This window comes from Empedobacter sp. UBA2044 (genome assembly GCF_002333005.1).
GTDB lineage: Bacteria > Bacteroidota > Bacteroidia > Flavobacteriales > Weeksellaceae > Empedobacter > Empedobacter falsenii_B.
The window spans coordinates 18,107-37,112 of record NZ_DDBA01000077.1 but is presented as its reverse complement, the minus strand read 5'-3'; the positions used below and the strand labels follow the sequence as shown (position 1 = coordinate 37,112).

Here is a 19,006-nt window from a genome sequence, read left to right as displayed (position 1 = left end):
GAGAAAGCTTTTTTGATTATTAATTAGGAAAACTCATCAAAACTTTTCATCTTTGCCTTTCAATGGGGTGCTAAAAAGCTGAGAATATACCCAAGAACAATTTTGTTCTATACCTGATCCAGATAATGCTGGCGGAGGAATTGATGTTAGCAATAACTTCTATCTCCTCATCAAAACAAATTATGATGAAGGAAATTATTTTACACACAACTTGGCTTGAATGGCTAGGTGTCACATTTTCTATTTTTCAAGTCGTATTGGCGAGATTCAATAATCCAAAAAATTATTTATTTGGAATTGCAGGAATTACATTATCGCTTTTCGTTATGTTCAATTCTAAGCTATATGCCGAGTTCACTCTTAATATTTATTATTTAGTGATGAGCATTTATGGTTGGTTATATTGGCAATTTGGACAACAAAAACACGAAATTGAAATTACGATAACCAACAAAAAAGAATGGGGAGTTGTCTCAGGAATTGTTTTAAGTAGTTTTACCATTTTTTATTTAACACTTACACATATCACCGATTCTGACGTTCCAATTTGGGATTCAATCGTAAGCGCATTTGCATGGGCTGGTATGTGGTTAATGGCAAAACGTAAACTCGAAAATTGGATTTTGTTGAATATTAGTAACATTATTTCAATTCCATTAATGATTCACAAAGATTTGTATTTATATGCTATTTTATCGTTGATTTTATTCTGTGTGGCGATTTCTGGATATTTTAATTGGAGAAAAATTTTGAATGAAAATAATGCTTGATATTCCCAAAATTCAAAAAGAATTATTGAATAAAGAATCCTTTAATCAAGTAGTTCTCGATCATATTTATACTCAAAATTGGTTGAATATTTGGGTTCCGAAACAATACAATGGACTTGGCTTACATTTTTCTGAAGGATTAAAAATTCTTCAATCAGTTGCTAAAATTGACGGAAGTTTAGGTTGGTTTATAACTCTTTGTAGTGGAGCAAATTATTTTTCTCGAAATCTAAAACCCGATATTGCTTATAATTTATTTTCATCACAAAAAACGTGTTTTGGTGGAAGCGGAATGCTTGGTGGAACTGCTGAAAAAGTTGGAGATAAATATATCATAAACGGTTTGTGGCATTATGCAACTGGCGCTCCTTACCTCACTCATTTTACATTAAATGCGAAAATAATCGAAGATGGAAAAGAGAAATTGGATAAAAATGGTGAACCAAAGTTTTTGTCATTTATTTTAAATAAATCTCAAGTTAAATTAATTTCAACTTGGAAATCAATGGGAATGGTTGCTACATCTTCTCATAGTTTTGAAGTAGAAAATGAAATCGTTCATCAAGATTATAGTTTTATTTATAATGAATTTTATAGTGATGATTTGGTCGAAAAAATACCTTTCCGAATTTTTGCTGATTTAACTTTATTGGTAAATTATCTTGGAATGGCAGAACATTTTATCGAAAAAAGTTTAGAGATTATTCAATACCAAAAACAAACTAATTTTGATAATTTCGTTATTAAATCAACTTCGAAAACTATTGAATTTGCTAAAACAATAGAAAATTTATTGACAAATAATTCTCCTATTTCAGAAGAAATCGAAACTGAAATTCATTCATTTGGAATAGAAACTGTTGAGAAAATCACTCAATTTATCATTGAAATTTATCCACAACTTGGAATTAAAGCTTCAAAAATAAATGAAGAAATCAATCAAATTTTCAGAGATTATTTTACCGCAACCCAACACCGAAATTTTAGACAAAATATTCAACTCAAATAGTCTATTTATCTATATTTGCAAAACTTTTGGCTGCGTAATTTAATGGATAGAATATCAGATTCCGGTTCTGACAGTATGAGTTCGAGTCTCATCGTGGCTACAATTTTTAATAATTCCTTCATTATTTATTATTTCTCTTATACATTTGCCAAAATTTTTCAGTTTTGGAAATCGAGATTTTATTCTATTTATGCATGGCAGCTTTTTGCGCTGGCTTCATCGACTCTATTGTTGGTGGTGGTGGATTAATACAAACGCCATTATCACTTGCTTTTTTACCTAATTTACCTGTTTCAACAGTAATCGGAACGCTAAAAATTCCAGCATTTAGTGGAACAGCTTTAGCAACTTCACAATATCTAAAAAAGGTAAAAATAGATTGGAAACTTTTCACGATTATGGCTATATGCGCATTTGTTTCTGCTTTTTTAGGATCACAATTGTTAACGGTTATCAATAATGATTTTATGAAGCCTGTTTTGTTAATCATTTTGATTGTTTTAGCCATTTACACTATTTTCAAGAAAGATTTTGGACAAGCAACCGAGCGTAAAATTCCTTACCACATTGCGATTATCAATGGTTGTATTGTGAGTATTGCAGTTGGTTTTTACGATGGTTTTATTGGTCCTGCAACTGGAACTTTCTTTATTTTGGGATTCGTAACACTTCTTGGTATGGATTTTTTGAAAGCTAATACTAATGCAAAACTGATCAATTTAGCAACTAATTTTGGTTCGATTTGTTTGTTTTTAATCAAAGGGCAAATTATCTGGAAAATAGCTTTACCAATGGCTATTTGCAACGCTTTAGGAGGTTTTATTGGAGCAAAATTAGCCATCAACAAAGGGAATAAATTTATTCGATACATATTTATTTTGGTAATCCTACTCTCAATTTGTAGATTTGGTTATGAAGTAATTTTCAAGTAAATGAAAACCATTTTTTCAATTATTTTTGTTTCTGCATTTATCACTGTTTTTTCTCAAAAGTTTGAGTTAAAAGATTCAGTTTTGATTGAAAATAAAACAATCAAATCAATTGATACTGATCTAAATAATTCGATTTATTTGATTTCAGATACTAGAATTGAAAAAATATTTCAGTCGAAAAAGAACAAAAGTATTGATCTCAAAAATATTATTACTTCAGTTGATGTCAATAATCCACTTCGAGCTTATGTGTATTCAAATTTTAATCAACTCACTATTTTAGACGAAGATTTGAATCCTATTCAGGATATTGTAAAGATTAAATCTAACGATTTTATGCCTGCAGCATTAAAAGTTGTTGACACGCAATTTTGTTGGTTTTATGATTTAATCGGGAATAAAATTGTTTACTATAATTATCAGTTACAAAAACCAATTCTGACATCAAAACAAATTTATTTGAAGTATAATGATCAATCAATCGATAAAATACATGTGTACAAAAATTTGGTGTATTTAAAAGGTCAGAAAACAATTTATGTTTACGATGATTATGGAAATTTCAAATCTAATTTTGAATTTGACACCAATCAGCAACCTTTTTATTTTTATAAAGATGTTATTTTCTATATAAATGACAATAAACTAATATCAAAAAATATTGTTAATCAAAATTTGACGACTTTTATCGATTTAGAAAATGTAAAAAGTTTTGCGTTTAGCGAAAAAAATCTTTATACTTTGGTCGAAAATAAAATTTACACTTATACTATTTTAAATACAAATAATTAATAATAAACTATTTAATCAATTAAAACTAATTACTAATCCTTATTTATTTTTAATTTATAATTGAATAAAAATTCATAAATCAATCGGAATAATTTTTTTCTAAAAAAAGATTTTTCTATGAGTCGCTAGCTTAGATTTTGTTTTGAAAATTAAGCTTTAGTATATTTGCAAACGTTAAAATAATTGGAAAATGCATATCGCCATAGCCGGAAATATTGGAGCAGGTAAAACTACTCTAACAAACCTTTTAGCAAAACAATACAACTGGACAGCTCAGTTTGAAGATGTAGAAATGAATCCGTATTTGGATGATTTTTACAACGACATGGAAAAATGGGCGTTCAATCTTCAGATTTATTTCTTAGGAAGCCGTTTTAATCAAGTAAAAGAGATTAGAGAAAGCGGAAAAGACATTATTCAGGATCGTACAATTTACGAAGATGCGCATATTTTTGCGAGTAACTTGAACGATATGGGATTATTGTCTACAAGAGATTATAACAACTATTTACGTGTTTTTAATTTGATGACAAGTTTTGTAGAAGCACCAGATTTATTGATTTATCTTAAAGCTTCAATTCCTACATTGGTTTCGCAAATTCAGAAACGTGGTCGCGATTACGAAAATTCGATTAGTATTGATTATTTGAATCGTCTAAACGAGAAATACGACAAGTGGATTTCGAATTATAAAGAAGGAAAAGTGTTGGTAATCGACGTGGATAATTTAGATTTTGTTGAAAATAAAGAAGATTTAGGATTCATTTTCAATAAAATAGAAGGAGAAATTAACGGACTTTTTTAGTCAGAAAAAATAAAGTAACTTGCACGGCTTGATTTTAAATTTAATCAGGCCGTTTTTTTGCGTAAAAAATTATGGAAAATAAAAGTATTTTGAAGGGAGTTTTGTTCGTTGCAATGGGCGCTAGCTTCTACGGAATGTTAGCAACATTTGTAAAAATTGCATACGATCAAGGCTATACGACTGCCGAGGTAACAACTTCTCAGTTTGTATTAGGAATTTTGATTTTGGGAATCATCAACTTATTTATGATGAGTAAAAAAGATTTACCAAAGATTGAACAAAAAGATAAAAAAAGGTTGATTCTTGCTGGAACTTCGTTAGGTTTCACAAGTTTATTTTACTATCTAGCGGTACAATATATCAATGTGTCAATCGCAATTGTATTGTTGATGCAAACGGTTTGGATTAGTATTTTGGTTGAGAGTATTTTGGGAAAACAATTTCCTTCTGCCAAAAAATTAATTGCAATGGTTTTGGTATTATTTGGAACTGTTTTGGCAACAAATTTAATCAACCAAGAAGTCGAGTTAAATCCTAAAGGATTGTTTTGGGGATTTTTAGCAGCTTGTTCTTTTACGACTACCATGTTTACATCGAATAGTTTAGCCAATTATTTACCAGCTTATAAAAAAAGTTTGTGGATGCTTTTTGGAGGTTCTATTATTGTGTCTCTATTTTTGTTTTTTAGCCAAATCGGACCTTATTACTTTGATGGTTTAATGAGCTTTTACAACAACTTTTCAAATGATGTAAATGGAATTCATGCATTCAATTTTAGCATTTTTTATACTTGGGGATTACCGTTGGCAATTTTCGGAACTGTCTTACCTCCTATTCTTTTAAACAAAGGTTTTCCGCACACAGGATTAGGTTTGGGAAGTATTGTTTCTTCGTTAGAATTACCCGTTTCAGTAACCATGGCTTTTGTGCTTTTACATGAACAAGTACTCGCAATACAATGGACAGGAATCGCCGTTATTATTTTTGCTATTATTATATCAAATCTGAATTTTAAGAAAAAATAAATTCAAAATGACGAATTCTTATAAGTCAATGAAAATTCAATAACAAAAAAAGCCAACTCTTAATAAGTTGGCTTTGTATTTTGAGTAAAATCTAAATTATTTCACCAAAATTTTATTGGCTAATTGATTTGTTCCATCAATTTTTTCTTGAATTGGTAAACCTAATATCTTCGCAAGCATTGGATAGATTTCTGTATTTGGAAAAACTTTAATCTCTTTACCAGACTTAATATTTGGTCCCCAAGCCATAAAAGTCGCTTTCATTTCTGGCGTTTCTTTTACATAAAAACCATGCGAACCTTTCGGTGCATTTTTGTTTGAGAAATAGTTTGGAGCATGTGCAATCAAAATAATATCTCCAATACGATTGTATCGATCATTCTTTTTATCAAAATGATATTTAGATGGGACATTTGTTGTTTTATACACTTCGAACGTATTATTCTGAACTGCTTTTATTTCTTTGTAAATTGATTCGATATCATTTTTATCTTTTACAAAAAGACTTACATAAGAACCATTTGAAGCAACTTGTACTTTTGATTCATCAATTTTAATTGGCAATTTCAATGGATTTTCATCATCAATTCTTGTCATTCCATGATCAGAAACAAAAACAAAATTCACTTTCAAACCTGTTTTTGCAACCTCATCATTCAATTTCTTGATTGATTGATCTACAAATTGTACAGCTTCCTTTGTTTCAGGTGCATCAGGACCAAAAGAATGCCCTGCGTGATCTACTTCCGGAAAATAAAACGTAATTAAATGTGGACGTTTTTCAGCTGGTAACTCCAACCAATTTACAACTTGCTGAATACGGTAATCAATTGGTGATTTTTCCGAATACTTGTACGAATACGTTGGGAACATACCATTAATAGGCGCTTCCGAACCTGGCCAATAGTAACAAGCAGCTAACATTTTGTTCTGTTCTGCAAGGTTCCAGATTGGCGTTCCTCCGTACCATTTCGGATTGATAACTGCATTTCTATTTCCCAATAAATAACGATCACCAACTTCTCTGTCTAACATATTATTTCCTACCAAACCATGATGAATAGGTGTTAAACCAGTTACAATTGTATAATGATTTGGAAATGTAACAGAAGGAAAAGACGGATACATGGCATCTGCTTTCACTCCATTTTTAGCCAAAGCTAATAGATTTTTAGCTTCATGTTTTTGAGCATAATCATAACGAAAACCATCTGCCGAAATCAAGATAACATAAGGTTTATCTTGTTGTTTGGCATCATTTACACGATTTTCGATTACGATTTGTTCTTCGATTTCTTGTGCATTTGCTGTAACTGAGAACGTTAAAACAATTGCAGAAAATATACTAAGTATTGATTTTTTCATGCCTCAAATTTAGAAAGTTTTATACTTAGAATGAATTAAAAAAATGTCAAATCTTATGAGAAAATTATTCAAAATTCTAACTCTTCTTCATCAACAACTTCAGAAATTCTTTTCCAATAAAAGGATTAATGATATGTTGAAACCCTTTTTGCAAGATAAAAACTGTAATTGTCGCATTAGTTTCTGGCGAATAAATCACATCTGTTCCCCACCAACCACCATGATAATAGGCATTGAATCCCATATCAAAATGATAAATTCCCAAACAATATTTCGATTGATCCGAAGGTAAAACATATGTTGACATCGAATCCAAAATTTGTTTATTCTGAATAATTTTCCCTTCAAACAAATACTGAAAAAACAGAGCCGATTCTTTCGCTGTCGAAGCTATTCCACCACCACCATACAAATCCCACGAAGGATCTAAATCATACGAATCCCACTTGTATTTATCTGCATATTGATGCGCAAGCGGAAGTGTTTTCGAAGGATATTTCTCCAAATCGATAAACCACGTTTGTGTCAAACCTAATTCTTTATACTTTAACAAATCTAGAATTACTTTGTAAAATGGTTGACGCGTTTTTTGTTCAATAATTTCTGCTAAAAGCAAATAATTGATATCACCGTAACTAAACTTTTCTCCTACTTTTTGTGGACTTCCGATTTCCATTGCTCGTTTTATTTGTTCCTCCTTCGTCCATTTATATTGCGGTCGCTGATTAACTAATTCAAAATACGCATCATCGACATAATCTTGTATTCCAGAAGTGTGCGACAACAAATGTTTGACTGTTATCGTATTCAAATCATAACCATCTTTTTCGAGCAATTGACGAGTCTTCTTAGACAATAAATTCTTGATCGATTGGTTAATTCTAACTTGACCTTTTTCTACCAAACGCAAAATTGCAGCAGCTACATAAGGTTTGGTATTACTTGCGATTAAAACCGGTTGTTGGCTGTTTAAAATTTCGTTGGTTTTAATATCCAAAACTCCTTTTGCATAACTCCACGAAATGTTTTGTTCTGGTGCTTCAACGTGAACAATAATTCCGACAGCGTTTTTATTTTTTTCGTAAATCGAATCTATTTTAGATTGAAAAATGGTTTGCAGCTGCGCAAATCCGATAAAAGGAATGAGTACAATATTGAGTAGAAGTCTTTTCTTCATTTAGTGTTATTTGATTTTAAAGATAAATAAAATCTTGAATTGTATGTGATACGCTTAACGTTTTAAGTTGTACGTAATATGTTTTACAAAGTGTAAAATTCGAAACACTAATCTCGTAACTCACGCAACTCATAAATCAAAAGAAAGCTAAGCAGGAATTACTAAACTCTTGCTTAAGAGTTCACCAACTCTTAGGTATCTTTTAACCAAAATAAAGGCAAGATTAAAAATCTTGCCTTTATTATTAAACTTACAAGTTAAAATCTATTTAATTTCAACACGAATTCCTTCACTTTGCGCACTCAATTCTGGTGCATACATATTTTGCATCGATGTAATTCCGTTCGAGAAATTACCTGCATTATTCGCTTTCAAATCATATTCGAAAACATATGTTCCTTTTCTCATGTAATCCGAAAAGAAATTAGTTGCAGCATCTCTTGTGCTTTCGTAATATCCAAATTCGCCTTTCCATTTGTAACCAGAAAGTACATTCACAGGTTCGAAACCACTTGCACGCATATCTTTGATGTGTACAAACTGCATGTTGCGATCAACAGAAATCTCTAATCGAACAGTTACAATATCACCAACTTTTATCGGTGTTGACGTTGTAATTTCTTTCAGAATTGGACCATTTGCAGAATTCGATTTAACAAATAATTTCTTGTTGAATTTAATTCCAGTTTCAGCAGATTTTATTTTATCTAAATCTTCAAAATATTGCCAATACATCGCTCCCCAAGCAACACCTGGAGAAGTTTTCGAAACTTCAACTTTACCCATTTCAGGTTTAATTTCTTCTTTGTTCCAAGAAGTTTTTACATAACCCGAACCAGCTTGCGCATTGTTATCTAAATCAATTTTTTGATTTCCGATCTTCACTTCAATTCCTTTCTCTGCATCTATCCAAGATTTTCCGAAATTCATTAAAGCATAAACCGCTTTTGTCGTTGCTTTTGTCGAATTCCACTGATTTGTTTGACGATTTTTCAATAACCAAACTTTCATTTCTTCGACAGATTTTTCATCTTTTGTTACCTCGTCAAATGCTTCGATTAACAACGATTGTGTTTCTACAGGCGCTTGATACCAAAACCAACCCGGTTGATTTTCTTTCCAATACATACCCATTTCATCCGATTCTACTGCTTTTTCTTTGATCGAATTGACTACAATCTTAGCAGCAGACTGCATTCCAAAACGATTCATCACAATTGCAGCCATTGCTTTTTGTTGCAACGACAACTCTAATTTTGTATCATTTAGATTCTTTAACATCGCTGTTTTCATTTCTTCCAATTCTTTCGACATCGGATAATCTTCTAAGAAAAACGAACGCGCATATAAATAATGTAAACCGTCTGAATACGTAACATCCTTGAATGATTTTTGATCTTTTTTGAACTCTTTGAAACGTTTTAAATTCTCATCATCAATAAACTGAATCGCTTTTTTGATTAATGGATTTACATCTATTTCAAATGCTTTGAAATTCACATCCATTTTCTTCATATTTCCGAAACCAGAAACAATATGCGTTGTGATATATTCGTTTGGACGACCACCGTCAAACCAAGCAAAGCCACCATTTGATTGTTGTTTATCCGATAATTTTTGGAAAGCCGATTTCATTTCCGTTTGCATTTGATTCAATTCAAATAAAACTGCAATTTGCTTCATTTGCTCTTCTTCGCTTTCTGCATTTTTCATCCAAGGCGTTTCTTCTAAAATGATATTTTTCAATTCTTGGTTCAATTGTAATTTTGATTTCAATTCACCTTTTTTGTTCCAATCATCAAAAACAGCTTTAATTTTTGGATTTGAATTGATCACTTTTTCTGAAATCATATTTCCATATAAACGCGAGAACACTTGCTCTGCACATTCGTAAGGATATTCGCGCAAATAAGGCAACGAGAAAACTGCATACCAAATCGGATTCGTTGTCATCTCGAATGTTAATTTGAAATTATCTAACGAAGTCGATTTATTGTTGATCATGTTATCAAATTGGAACGATTTCTTTTGACCTTCTTTCACATAAATCGGCAACGTTTCTGTCACCATCATACGATTTGTCAAAATTGGTAAAGCCGATTCTTCACCATCCGAAAAATCTCCAGCCGAAGCCACCACACGATACACAACTGCTTGTACATTTTTCGGAACATCAATTGTCCACGTCACTTGATCCGAGCTTCCTTTTGCAACAGAGAAATTCTGAACTGCATTTGTCAATTTGAATTGTGCATCAATTGGTTGATTGGTAAACGCATCAAACAACATCAATTTCGCAGAACCATTTAATACCTTATCTGATAAATTATTAATCTTAGACGAAACCGAAATTTGATCGCCTTCACGTAAGAAACGTGGCATATTTGGCACAACCATCAAGTCTTTTTGCGTACGAACATTTTGCTCCAAATAACCTGTTTTAAGGTCTGGCGTATGTGCAATTGCCATAAATTTCCATTCTGTTAAACTTTCTGGCGTAGTAAATTCTATAATAATATTTCCTTTTGCATCTGTTTTTAAGTTTGGATAAAAGAAGGCTGTTTCATTTAAATTTGTACGCGCTTTTACATTATCTAAAGTTGCGTTTGCCTCTTTTTTAGTTGTAATAATCACTACTCCATTTGCTCCTCTTGCTCCATATAAAGCAGTCGCCTCTTCTCCTTTCAATACATTCATAGACTGAATATCATCTGAATTAAGTTCTGGCATTATATCATACACAACTCCATCTACAACATAAAGTGCATTTGAAATTTCGGCAGAAGAAACTCCACGAACTGTTACATTTGCAGAAGCTCCAGGTTCTCCTGCTTGAGTTGAATAACCTAACGATTTCTTATCTCTTGTAATTCCTAAAGCTGTTACAACAGAACCTTCTAAACTTACATCAGCAGCAGCCCCCATTTGTACCTCAACATGAATTTCATTTTCTGATACTTCTTTTATTTTTACACCTGGCGCAACAGACTTCATCATCATACGATTCATGCGATATTGATTGAAACCAAAATCAAATAAATTAAGGTCTAATCCTGCATATCCTCTTGCATAAAAATCATAATTTGTACGATAATAAATTGCTCGAGATTGATTTGTTATATAAAATTGATATAGATTAAAAGGGTTATTTCTTCTTGAATTTGTAAAATCATACACATTAAAATCTAATGAATTTGACGCAAATTGATCCAACGAAGCGTCGTACATACTTGTTAAAACCTCAGCTGAAACTTTATCTTTATTTGGTCCTTCAATTTTTAGTTGCCATTTTTCTTTTGCACCTGGCGTCAATTTATCACGTAAAACTTCAGCCGTAACTTTCAGTTGTTTATTGGTAAACGGAACTGCCAAATTAAGACTTCCTGTTTGCACATCATTGAATTTCGTCATGGCATAATTCACATAAATTCCACCGCGATATTCTTCTTTAATTGGAATTTCGACTACAGATTTTTTACTCAAATCCAAAAAACCTTTCTCAATAATTGTTTGATTCGCCTCTACTTCATAATACACAAATGTATTTTTAGAACCCGATTTGAACTCAATTTTTGCAACATCTTTTGGTTCGAAAGTCAATTTATTAGGCGAAACTGCTAAAAGTGTTTTAATTGCATTTGCTTTCTTTTCATTCGAAACATAAATCAATTTATCCACTTCCACTTTTTGTGTTCCGTCCATCACAAAACCTTTTACAACATAATAACCTTCTTCTAAATTTGAAGCTTGATTAAATTTAATTTCATCAGAAATTTTTGTATCAAAATCACTTTCAAAAACCTTTTGATTTGTTGTCCACGTTTTTGGATTCATTTCGTCACCATAAGGTTCATTCGGAAATATTTTTTTGAATTCTTCTTTCGAATAAATATTATAATCTGTTGTAAATTTTTGACGACGAACTATTTCTTTTGGTGCATTTAACGAATAAATTTCGACGTGTCCTTTTCCATCTAATTTTTCATCATTCAAGTTTTTCACTTCAATTTTGAAAGCTTTCAAATCATCTACTTTAGCTTTCTCAGAAATAGCAATATTTAACGATATTCTTGTGTCTCCAACTTTTACGGAAGAAGATTCTGATTGCGTTTCTCCATTGATATCCGTTGCATTTACTTCAATAAAATAATTGTAGGTTCTTACCTCATCTTTCTTTTTCTCCGAAGCTGGTTTTGCTACAAATTCAAAGTTAAATTTTCCTTCCGCATCTGTTGTTGTATCTCCAAACGTAATTTCTTCTCGTTCTCCACGACCTGCTGGAATTGAGCGATACCAAGGCCAAAATGTAAAAATTTCTTGACGATAAACACGATACGAAACTTTAGCATTATCGATATTAGCACCAGAAAAAGCAATCGCCTTTCCTTCTACTTTTACCTTGTCGTTTAAACTATAAACACCTTTATTTTTCTCTATTTCTACTTTGAATTTTGGACGTTTATATTCTTCCACTTTGAATGAATAATAACCGTCTTCATTAATAGCTCTGATCGAAAAGTTACCTGTTAAAGCAGAACTTGGCAAAATAAAACTTCCATTTACAGATCCAAATTCATTAGTTGTTAAATCTATTTTAGAAAGCTCTTTATTGTTAACATCATATAAAGCAATCGTCAATTTAGAATTTGGAATGATATTTCGAGTTTTATCTTTCGATAAATAATAAATTCCTTTGAAATAAACCGTTTGTCCAGGACGATAAATCGCACGATCTGTGAAAATCTTGACAGAAGAATCATCATCTTCATCATCACGATCATAATCGTAGTAATACGTTGAATAAATAGTATGTTCGTCTTTCACACGATATTGAAGATTTCTCCAGCCCGAAGGAATTGTTATTATTCCATCTTTATCCGATGTTAAAGTTTTTGTTTCCTTTTTATTATAATTTGTCAAATTAGAAAACTCAACCGCAACATTACTTTCTGGTTTTCCAGTTTCACGATTCACAACCGACAATTTATCATTTAAAGAATTTATCGCATATTTCGAAACCATTACATCTAAATAATCAATATCGTCTTTTGTGTTGATTCTGAATTCAGAATTATTCGAAAAAAGGACAATATAACGACCAGATTTTAGTGGATTTAATTTAACAATTGTCGAATGATTTTGATAATCTTCAAACGATTTAACATCAATTGCATATTGATCAACAACCTTTAAACTATTCAGAAATTTTTGCGCTTCTGCAATTCTATTTTCGTTGTAAACATTTAACGCTTGTATTTTATCTTTTCCATCAAAACCTTCATTATAAGCGAAAATTCTCACAAAAACTTGCGACAAATTTTTATGCGTTAATTGAATTGGTGTATTCTGATTTTCGTTAATATATCGCTCTGCTTGTACACTTAATTCTTGCGATTTTATCTTCGAAACTAAATTATTTATATTCTCTAATTCCTCCGAATTTGGATAAAGCTTCGCAACTTTTTGTTGTAGTTCAAAAATCTTATTTACGTTCGCCAATTTATCTTCTTGCAAACCATAATAATCTGTCGCTAAAGTTGCATACACATAAGACGAATACCATGCTTTTGGATATTTTGTTGCTAAAAATTCTTTTTGTTTAATAATTTCTTGAACCGAAGTCGAACCTCGGTTTGAATCAATTAAAATCAATTCATTGTACAAAACAGCATTTTCGTTATTTTTTTGTTTATTAATCTCAACTAAATCAGAAAGCAATTGATTTGCTTTATCTTTTTCATCATTCTCATTCAGATAATTGATATAATTTCTTGCTAAAACATCATACAATGTTGGCGTTAAATCAAATTGTTGTTGCGCATTTTTCTTATCATTTGCAATATTCAAAATCATTTTATAATCTTGAGATTTTGCATTTATTAATTCATTTTTTGGTTGAATTGATTTCGAAAAATAATCATTAATTGTTTTCTTAAAAGTATCTTCTGTCCAAAATCTCACATCATTTGTAGCTTGATTTTCGACATTTGTACGACTATTGATTTTCCAACGATTTTCGTTGTAATACAATTGATATAACTCAGCTAAATATGAATAAACAATCGCATTATTTACAATTGATTTTTCATCTAAATCCTTTTTAAACAAATCAAAAACGAAGTTTACATCATCTGTTTCATCAGAAGTTGCGACTTTTATTTTTGCTTCATAAAACAAAGCTTTCAGATAACTTTGTTGATTATTTTGCTTTTTTGATAACGTTTTAAGTTCATCAATTTTTGGTTGGATAGATTTGAATTGACCATTTTGCATTTGTTGGTCAATTTCCTTCCACTTTTGATCAATCGTTGGGGATTGAGCCATAAGCATCGAATTGGTTAAAATTAATAATAAAAACAGTAGCTGTTTCATAGATTCTTTCTTTTATCAGTAGATGCAAGTTACGGAAAAATGGTTGGTTGAGGAAGTAAAAAAATTATCAAATGGTTTATATATAGCACAAAAAAAATCTGAATGTTGCCATTCAGATTTTTTGATATATAAGTTGATTAGTTGTAGTTTTTATAAATCGTCTACGTCTAAATCTTCGTCGATTTGTAAATCATTTAATTCAGCATCTTCTGCAAAATCAATATCTTCTTCATCGTCTAAATCAACCATCATGTCTTTTTTAGGCGCTTTAAGAGGCATTGAACCGAAACGGTAAACCGTTAATGGATAATTAAGAACAGCTGGTTTATCTTCTACAGAAATTAATTCAGCCACAAATGTCCACATTTCCATAAAATCATATACAAAAGCCATACGATCTCCTTGATTAGCAAAAGCTTCTTTGATATAAAAATCAGCCATTGTTTCATCAGTTCCATCATCAGACATATCCTCTAAAGGAATTTCTTTTGTTTGGTTTCCATCTTCATCTACTTCATAGAACGACGCCAACTCCTCACCTTGTAAACTAAAAGCACTAATAATACCTTTGTACAATGTGAATAATGTTTGCTTCTCTTTAATTTCTATGTCTCTAAAAACATCCTCTTTTGCATCAAGGAATACACGAATTTTATATATCACTTTCTAAATATTTTTCGGTTCCAAATTTAAATCTTTTCCCATATTAATTACAAATTCTAATGCAGAATTATAATTATTTTCTACTTCGCCTTCTAAAATTGCTTCTTTGATGGCATTTTTTAAGATTCCAATCTCTTTTCCTGGCTGAATATCAAATATTTCCATTATTTGTTCACCTGTAATTGGTGGTTGAAAATTACGTACTTTATCACGTTCTTCAACATCTTTTATTTTTTGTTCTACAACTTCAAAATTTTGTTTGAAACGTTTTTGTTTACGTTCATTTTTTGTTGTAATATCAGCTTTGCAAAGCGTAATTAAATCGTCGAAATCTTCTCCAGCATCAAACAATAATCTACGTAATGCCGAATCTGTAGCGTCGTCTGTTACAACAGCAATTGGTCGAGAACTCATCATGACTAACTTCTGAACATATTTTACTTGCGGTCCTAATGGTAATTTTAATCGTCTGAACAATTTTAATACCATTTTTGATCCAACAAATTCATGCGAATGAAATGTCCAACCTACATTTTTATCAAAACGTTTTGTTACAGCTTTTCCAATATCATGCAACAACGCTGCCCAACGTAACCAAACATTATCTGTGTTGACAGAAATATTATCAACGACTTCTAACGTATGATAAAAATTATCTTTATGTTTCTGACCTTCAACCTCTTCGATTCCTTTTAACGCAACCAATTCTGGTAAAATATGTTGCATTAATCCTGATTGTTCCAACAACAATAATCCGACCGAAGGTTTGTCAGTCATCATAATTTTCTGAAACTCATCCATTACGCGTTCAAAAGATACGATATTAATACGTTCTGCATTATCAATTATTGCCTGAAAAGATTTTTTTTCTATTTCAAAATCCAATTGAGCTGCAAAACGAATCGCACGCATCATACGCAAAGGATCATCAGAATAGGTAACATTCGGCTCTAATGGTGTTTTGATAATTTTATTATTCAAATCTTCTACTCCATTAAAAGGATCAATTAATTCGCCAAAATTCTCTTTATTCATCGAAATTGCCAATGTATTGATCGTAAAATCACGACGTTTTTGGTCGTCTTCCAACGTTCCGTCTTCAACATGTGGTTTTCGACTATCTTCTGAATAACTTTCTTTTCGCGCACCTACAAATTCCAAATCTGTGTCTTTATATTTGAACATTGCTGTTCCAAAACGTTTAAAAACTGAAACTTGTGATGTATGTCCTAATTTATTAGCCAATTCTTTAGCCAATAAAATTCCATTTCCAACTGTTACAAAATCGATGTCCTTTTTCTGACCACGATTCAATAAATAATCGCGTACAAATCCACCAACCACATAAGTTTCTTGATTAATTTCATCAGCAACTTCTGCTACATTTCTAAAAATTGGATTTGATACGGCTTCTAAGATTTTCATTCTGCAAAAGTATAAGTTTTGAAATAAAAAACTACTCTCTAATAACTTTTACTTCGTTATCTAGACCTAATTTAATTATCGTTGATGCAGTGAACTGAGGTACAAAGGTTTTTGTTTCATCTGGATAAAAGTCAACACGCTCTAAAATAGTAGGATTAACTTCCGAAAACACTTTTGGAGAAGATTCTCCTGATAAATTAGCCGATGTAGACACAATTGGTCCTCCTAATTTCCCGATGATTTTTTTACAAAACAAATCATCAGTCATTCGAATGGCAATTGTATTATCTTCTGCAATTAACGATTGTGGTAAACCTTTTGGATTATCGTAAATAATTGTAAGAGGTTTTTCGTTCAAATCAATCAAATCCCAAGCTAATTCTGGCACCTCAACAATATTTTGTAACATACGTGGAGAATCAACCAAAATAATCAACGATTTTGATGAAGGACGATTTTTTATCTGATAAATTTTTTCGATTGCAGCCTCATTCTTCGCATCACAACCCAGTCCAAGAATTGTGTCTGTTGGATAAAGCATTGTTTCTCCTTGTTTTAGTTTGGCTACAATTTCGTTTATATCTGACATTTTCTTTGTTTTATAAATTTGAGTGCAAAGGTATTATAGGAAAGTTGAATGAAGTCGATTTTCTTCGAAATATTATTTATCGCAAAATAGATTTTAGATTTCATAGACCTTTAGATATTCATTTGCCGCTTTATCCCAACTAAAACTTCCAGCTCTTTTGATATAAGCTTCTATAAAATAATCTGAATTTTGATTGTATTGATTTAACGCATCTTCCACTACATTTTTCATATATTCTGGTTCAAAATCATTCCAATAAAACGCATCTTTTCCACCAATTTCTGGTAAAGACGTTTTATCAGATAAAATAATTGGTTTTCCAAAGCTCATCGCTTCTAAGGGAGGCAAACCAAAACCTTCTCCAGTTGATGGAAATAAGAACGCTTCGCAATTTTGCATATAAAATTGCTTTGCTCGTTCAGAAACTTTACCTGATAAAAAAACTTGGTTTTCTAATTTTTCTTTAGCAATTAAATCTTTTATTTTTTGACCATAGGCATTCGTACAATTCCCAGAAATAATCAAATTAAAATCTGGTAAAAATTTCATCATTTTTACAAGTGATTCAAAATTTTTCTTTTCAAGAAAAGCTCCAATCGTATAAAAATAAGGTTTTGAAATATCTAATGGAGATTGAAAATCATCACAATTTATAATTTCTGAAATTGAATTTCCATTATAAATTATTGTATTTTCTATTCCCGAAATATCAAAATATTGCATAGTTTGTTTCTTTGCATATTCAGAAATAAATGTGATAACATCTACTCGCTTAATCTTTTCTTTAAAATATTTAATGTGATTTGGACTATAATCAAGCGAATTTTCTTCCATAAAATTAACATCATGAATCGTCAAAACATATTTTTTTGGTTTATGACAAGGTTCAACTTTTATATTTTGATTTAAGGAGTGCCAAACATCATACTTTTCACGCGTTCTGAAAAACGGATTGCGCATTAAACTATAATATTTTTTATAATGAAATTTAGTACCAAATTCAGTCCTTAAATCTTCAGGTTTTTTGTAAAGTAAATAAATTTGATCATCAAAATTTAATTTCGAAAGAGCTTTAATCAATTCGTAATTAAAAACTCCGAAACCAGTTGCACGATTCTTTAGATTATGAGATTCTAAAAGAATTTTTTTTACCATAAGTTAGGTTCTAAAATTTTTAAAAAACTTGTTTTAAGTTGTCCTTATTTTCAACAAAAATAGACATATCTTTGACAGATTAAAATGAAATATAGATTTTTTCTATATTAATTATAATATTTTGAAAAATGACACAGAAAATTGTCGTAAATAATAATTATCAAACTACGCAAACTGAAATCAAATCCATTATTGACAATTTTGACTTGATTGACGATTATATTGCAAAAGGCACAAGAAATTCTATCAAAAAAAAGACATTAAAATCGGGTAAAATTGCTACGATTAAATCATTCAAAATTCCGAATATTGTCAATAAATTTGTATATCGATTTTTCAGAAAATCAAAAGCTGAACGATCATTCTTATATGCTAATAAATTAATTGATTTAGGTTTTAAAACACCTACTCCAATCGCATATGTCGAAAATTTTAATACAATCTCATTTTTAAAAAGTTATTATTTTTGTGAATTAGTTACATCTGAAATAACTTTTAGAGAATTAGTTTTAGATATTAATTATTCAAATCGAAATGAAATCTTGAAACAATTTACAAAATTCACATTTGATTTGCATGAAGCTGGAATTGAATTTTTGGATCATTCTCCTGGAAATACTTTAATTAAGCAAGTTGGAGAAAATCAATATGAGTTTTATTTGGTTGATTTAAATCGCATGAATTTTCATAATTCAATGAGTTTTGATATTCGAATGAAAAATTTTTCTCGTCTAACTCCTCAAAAAGAAATGATAGAAATTATGGGAAAAGAATATGCGAAACTTATTAATAAACCAGAACAAGAAGTTATTAAAGAAATGTGGAATAAAACACAAGAATTCCAGCAAAAATTTCAAACAAAACAAGCTCGAAAAAAGAAATTAAAAGCCATGATTGGTAAAAAACAATAACAAAAAAGCAGATTTA

Annotated in this window: 14 protein-coding genes and 1 tRNA gene; 8 read left to right on the top strand and 7 right to left on the bottom strand. The window is 30.7% G+C overall.

All coding sequences use genetic code 11. The features are described 5' to 3' along the window. The first annotated feature begins 182 nt into the window (after positions 1 to 182). From pnuC to B4E59_RS14220, 7 genes are all read left to right on the top strand, one after another. The gene (pnuC, locus tag B4E59_RS14250) at positions 183 to 770 is read left to right on the top strand and encodes a nicotinamide riboside transporter PnuC (protein WP_219034749.1); all 588 of its coding nucleotides are present in this window, start codon (positions 183 to 185) and stop codon (positions 768 to 770) included. Continuing rightward, positions 754 to 1,779: an acyl-CoA dehydrogenase family protein gene (locus tag B4E59_RS14245; protein ID WP_291046102.1), complete on the top strand. Its 1,026-nt coding sequence runs from the start codon at positions 754 to 756 to the stop codon at positions 1,777 to 1,779. The genes pnuC and B4E59_RS14245 overlap by 17 nt, the downstream gene beginning before the upstream one ends. 28 nt (positions 1,780 to 1,807) lie before the next feature. Then, a tRNA-Arg gene (locus tag B4E59_RS14240) sits at positions 1,808 to 1,879 on the top strand. Positions 1,880 to 1,943: 64 nt separating this feature from the next. Then, positions 1,944 to 2,711 carry a sulfite exporter TauE/SafE family protein gene (locus B4E59_RS14235; RefSeq protein ID WP_125350137.1) on the top strand — a complete coding sequence of 256 codons (768 nt, stop codon included), beginning with the start codon at positions 1,944 to 1,946 and terminating at the stop codon, positions 2,709 to 2,711. Further along, a complete protein-coding gene (locus tag B4E59_RS14230) occupies positions 2,712 to 3,503 on the top strand; it encodes a hypothetical protein (protein ID WP_221854784.1) in 792 nt (263 codons plus the stop codon). A gap of 190 nt (positions 3,504 to 3,693) precedes the next feature. Further along, a complete protein-coding gene (locus tag B4E59_RS14225; RefSeq protein WP_038333632.1) occupies positions 3,694 to 4,308 on the top strand; it encodes a deoxynucleoside kinase in 615 nt (204 codons plus the stop codon). Positions 4,309 to 4,379: 71 nt separating this feature from the next. Continuing rightward, the gene (locus tag B4E59_RS14220) at positions 4,380 to 5,333 is read left to right on the top strand and encodes an EamA family transporter (RefSeq protein WP_219034739.1); all 954 of its coding nucleotides are present in this window, start codon (positions 4,380 to 4,382) and stop codon (positions 5,331 to 5,333) included. A gap of 96 nt (positions 5,334 to 5,429) precedes the next feature. Here B4E59_RS14220 and B4E59_RS14215 read toward each other — a convergent pair whose 3' ends face one another. The 7 genes from B4E59_RS14215 to B4E59_RS14185 all read right to left on the bottom strand — a co-directional run bounded on the left by B4E59_RS14215 (position 5,430) and on the right by B4E59_RS14185 (position 18,079). Further along, on the bottom strand, positions 5,430 to 6,698 hold the full coding sequence (locus B4E59_RS14215; RefSeq protein ID WP_219034738.1) for an alkaline phosphatase family protein: 1,269 nt from the start codon (positions 6,696 to 6,698) through the stop codon (positions 5,430 to 5,432). Positions 6,699 to 6,774: 76 nt separating this feature from the next. Further along, positions 6,775 to 7,875, bottom strand: coding sequence for a serine hydrolase domain-containing protein (locus tag B4E59_RS14210; RefSeq protein WP_291053597.1), 1,101 nt, complete (start codon positions 7,873 to 7,875; stop codon positions 6,775 to 6,777). Between the two features lie 264 nt (positions 7,876 to 8,139). After that, positions 8,140 to 14,247 (bottom strand): alpha-2-macroglobulin family protein, encoded by a 6,108-nt coding sequence (locus B4E59_RS14205; protein ID WP_291053594.1) that lies wholly within the window; start codon positions 14,245 to 14,247, stop codon positions 8,140 to 8,142. 150 nt (positions 14,248 to 14,397) lie between these two features. After that, entirely contained in the window at positions 14,398 to 14,910 is a 513-nt protein-coding gene (locus tag B4E59_RS14200; protein ID WP_038333549.1) for an IS1096 element passenger TnpR family protein, read from the bottom strand. Between the two features lie 3 nt (positions 14,911 to 14,913). After that, a complete protein-coding gene (locus B4E59_RS14195) occupies positions 14,914 to 16,335 on the bottom strand; it encodes a CCA tRNA nucleotidyltransferase (RefSeq protein ID WP_286496136.1) in 1,422 nt (473 codons plus the stop codon). 31 nt (positions 16,336 to 16,366) lie between these two features. Beyond that, complete coding sequence (locus tag B4E59_RS14190) at positions 16,367 to 16,924, bottom strand: L-threonylcarbamoyladenylate synthase (protein ID WP_286496134.1); 558 nt, start codon at positions 16,922 to 16,924, stop codon at positions 16,367 to 16,369. Positions 16,925 to 17,017: 93 nt separating this feature from the next. Further along, positions 17,018 to 18,079: a glycosyltransferase family 4 protein gene (locus B4E59_RS14185; protein WP_125350144.1), complete on the bottom strand. Its 1,062-nt coding sequence runs from the start codon at positions 18,077 to 18,079 to the stop codon at positions 17,018 to 17,020. Positions 18,080 to 18,207: 128 nt separating this feature from the next. Between B4E59_RS14185 and B4E59_RS14180 the strand changes: the two genes are divergently transcribed. Beyond that, complete coding sequence (locus B4E59_RS14180) at positions 18,208 to 18,990, top strand: lipopolysaccharide kinase InaA family protein (RefSeq protein WP_286496133.1); 783 nt, start codon at positions 18,208 to 18,210, stop codon at positions 18,988 to 18,990. Positions 18,991 to 19,006: the final 16 nt, after the last annotated feature.

Bases quoted from the DNA above. Each gene is read 5' to 3' on its own strand.
- pnuC (WP_219034749.1), top strand. From the start codon at position 183: ATGATGAAGGAAATTATTTTACACACAACTTGGCTTGAATGGCTAGGT.
- B4E59_RS14245 (WP_291046102.1), top strand. From the start codon at position 754: ATGAAAATAATGCTTGATATTCCCAAAATTCAAAAAGAATTATTGAAT.
- B4E59_RS14230 (WP_221854784.1), top strand. From the start codon at position 2,712: ATGAAAACCATTTTTTCAATTATTTTTGTTTCTGCATTTATCACTGTT.
- B4E59_RS14225 (WP_038333632.1), top strand. From the start codon at position 3,694: ATGCATATCGCCATAGCCGGAAATATTGGAGCAGGTAAAACTACTCTA.
- B4E59_RS14220 (WP_219034739.1), top strand. From the start codon at position 4,380: ATGGAAAATAAAAGTATTTTGAAGGGAGTTTTGTTCGTTGCAATGGGC.
- B4E59_RS14215 (WP_219034738.1), bottom strand. From the start codon at position 6,698: ATGAAAAAATCAATACTTAGTATATTTTCTGCAATTGTTTTAACGTTC.
- B4E59_RS14210 (WP_291053597.1), bottom strand. From the start codon at position 7,875: ATGAAGAAAAGACTTCTACTCAATATTGTACTCATTCCTTTTATCGGA.
- B4E59_RS14205 (WP_291053594.1), bottom strand. From the start codon at position 14,247: ATGAAACAGCTACTGTTTTTATTATTAATTTTAACCAATTCGATGCTT.
- B4E59_RS14195 (WP_286496136.1), bottom strand. From the start codon at position 16,335: ATGAAAATCTTAGAAGCCGTATCAAATCCAATTTTTAGAAATGTAGCA.
- B4E59_RS14190 (WP_286496134.1), bottom strand. From the start codon at position 16,924: ATGTCAGATATAAACGAAATTGTAGCCAAACTAAAACAAGGAGAAACA.
- B4E59_RS14185 (WP_125350144.1), bottom strand. From the start codon at position 18,079: ATGGTAAAAAAAATTCTTTTAGAATCTCATAATCTAAAGAATCGTGCA.
- B4E59_RS14180 (WP_286496133.1), top strand. From the start codon at position 18,208: ATGACACAGAAAATTGTCGTAAATAATAATTATCAAACTACGCAAACT.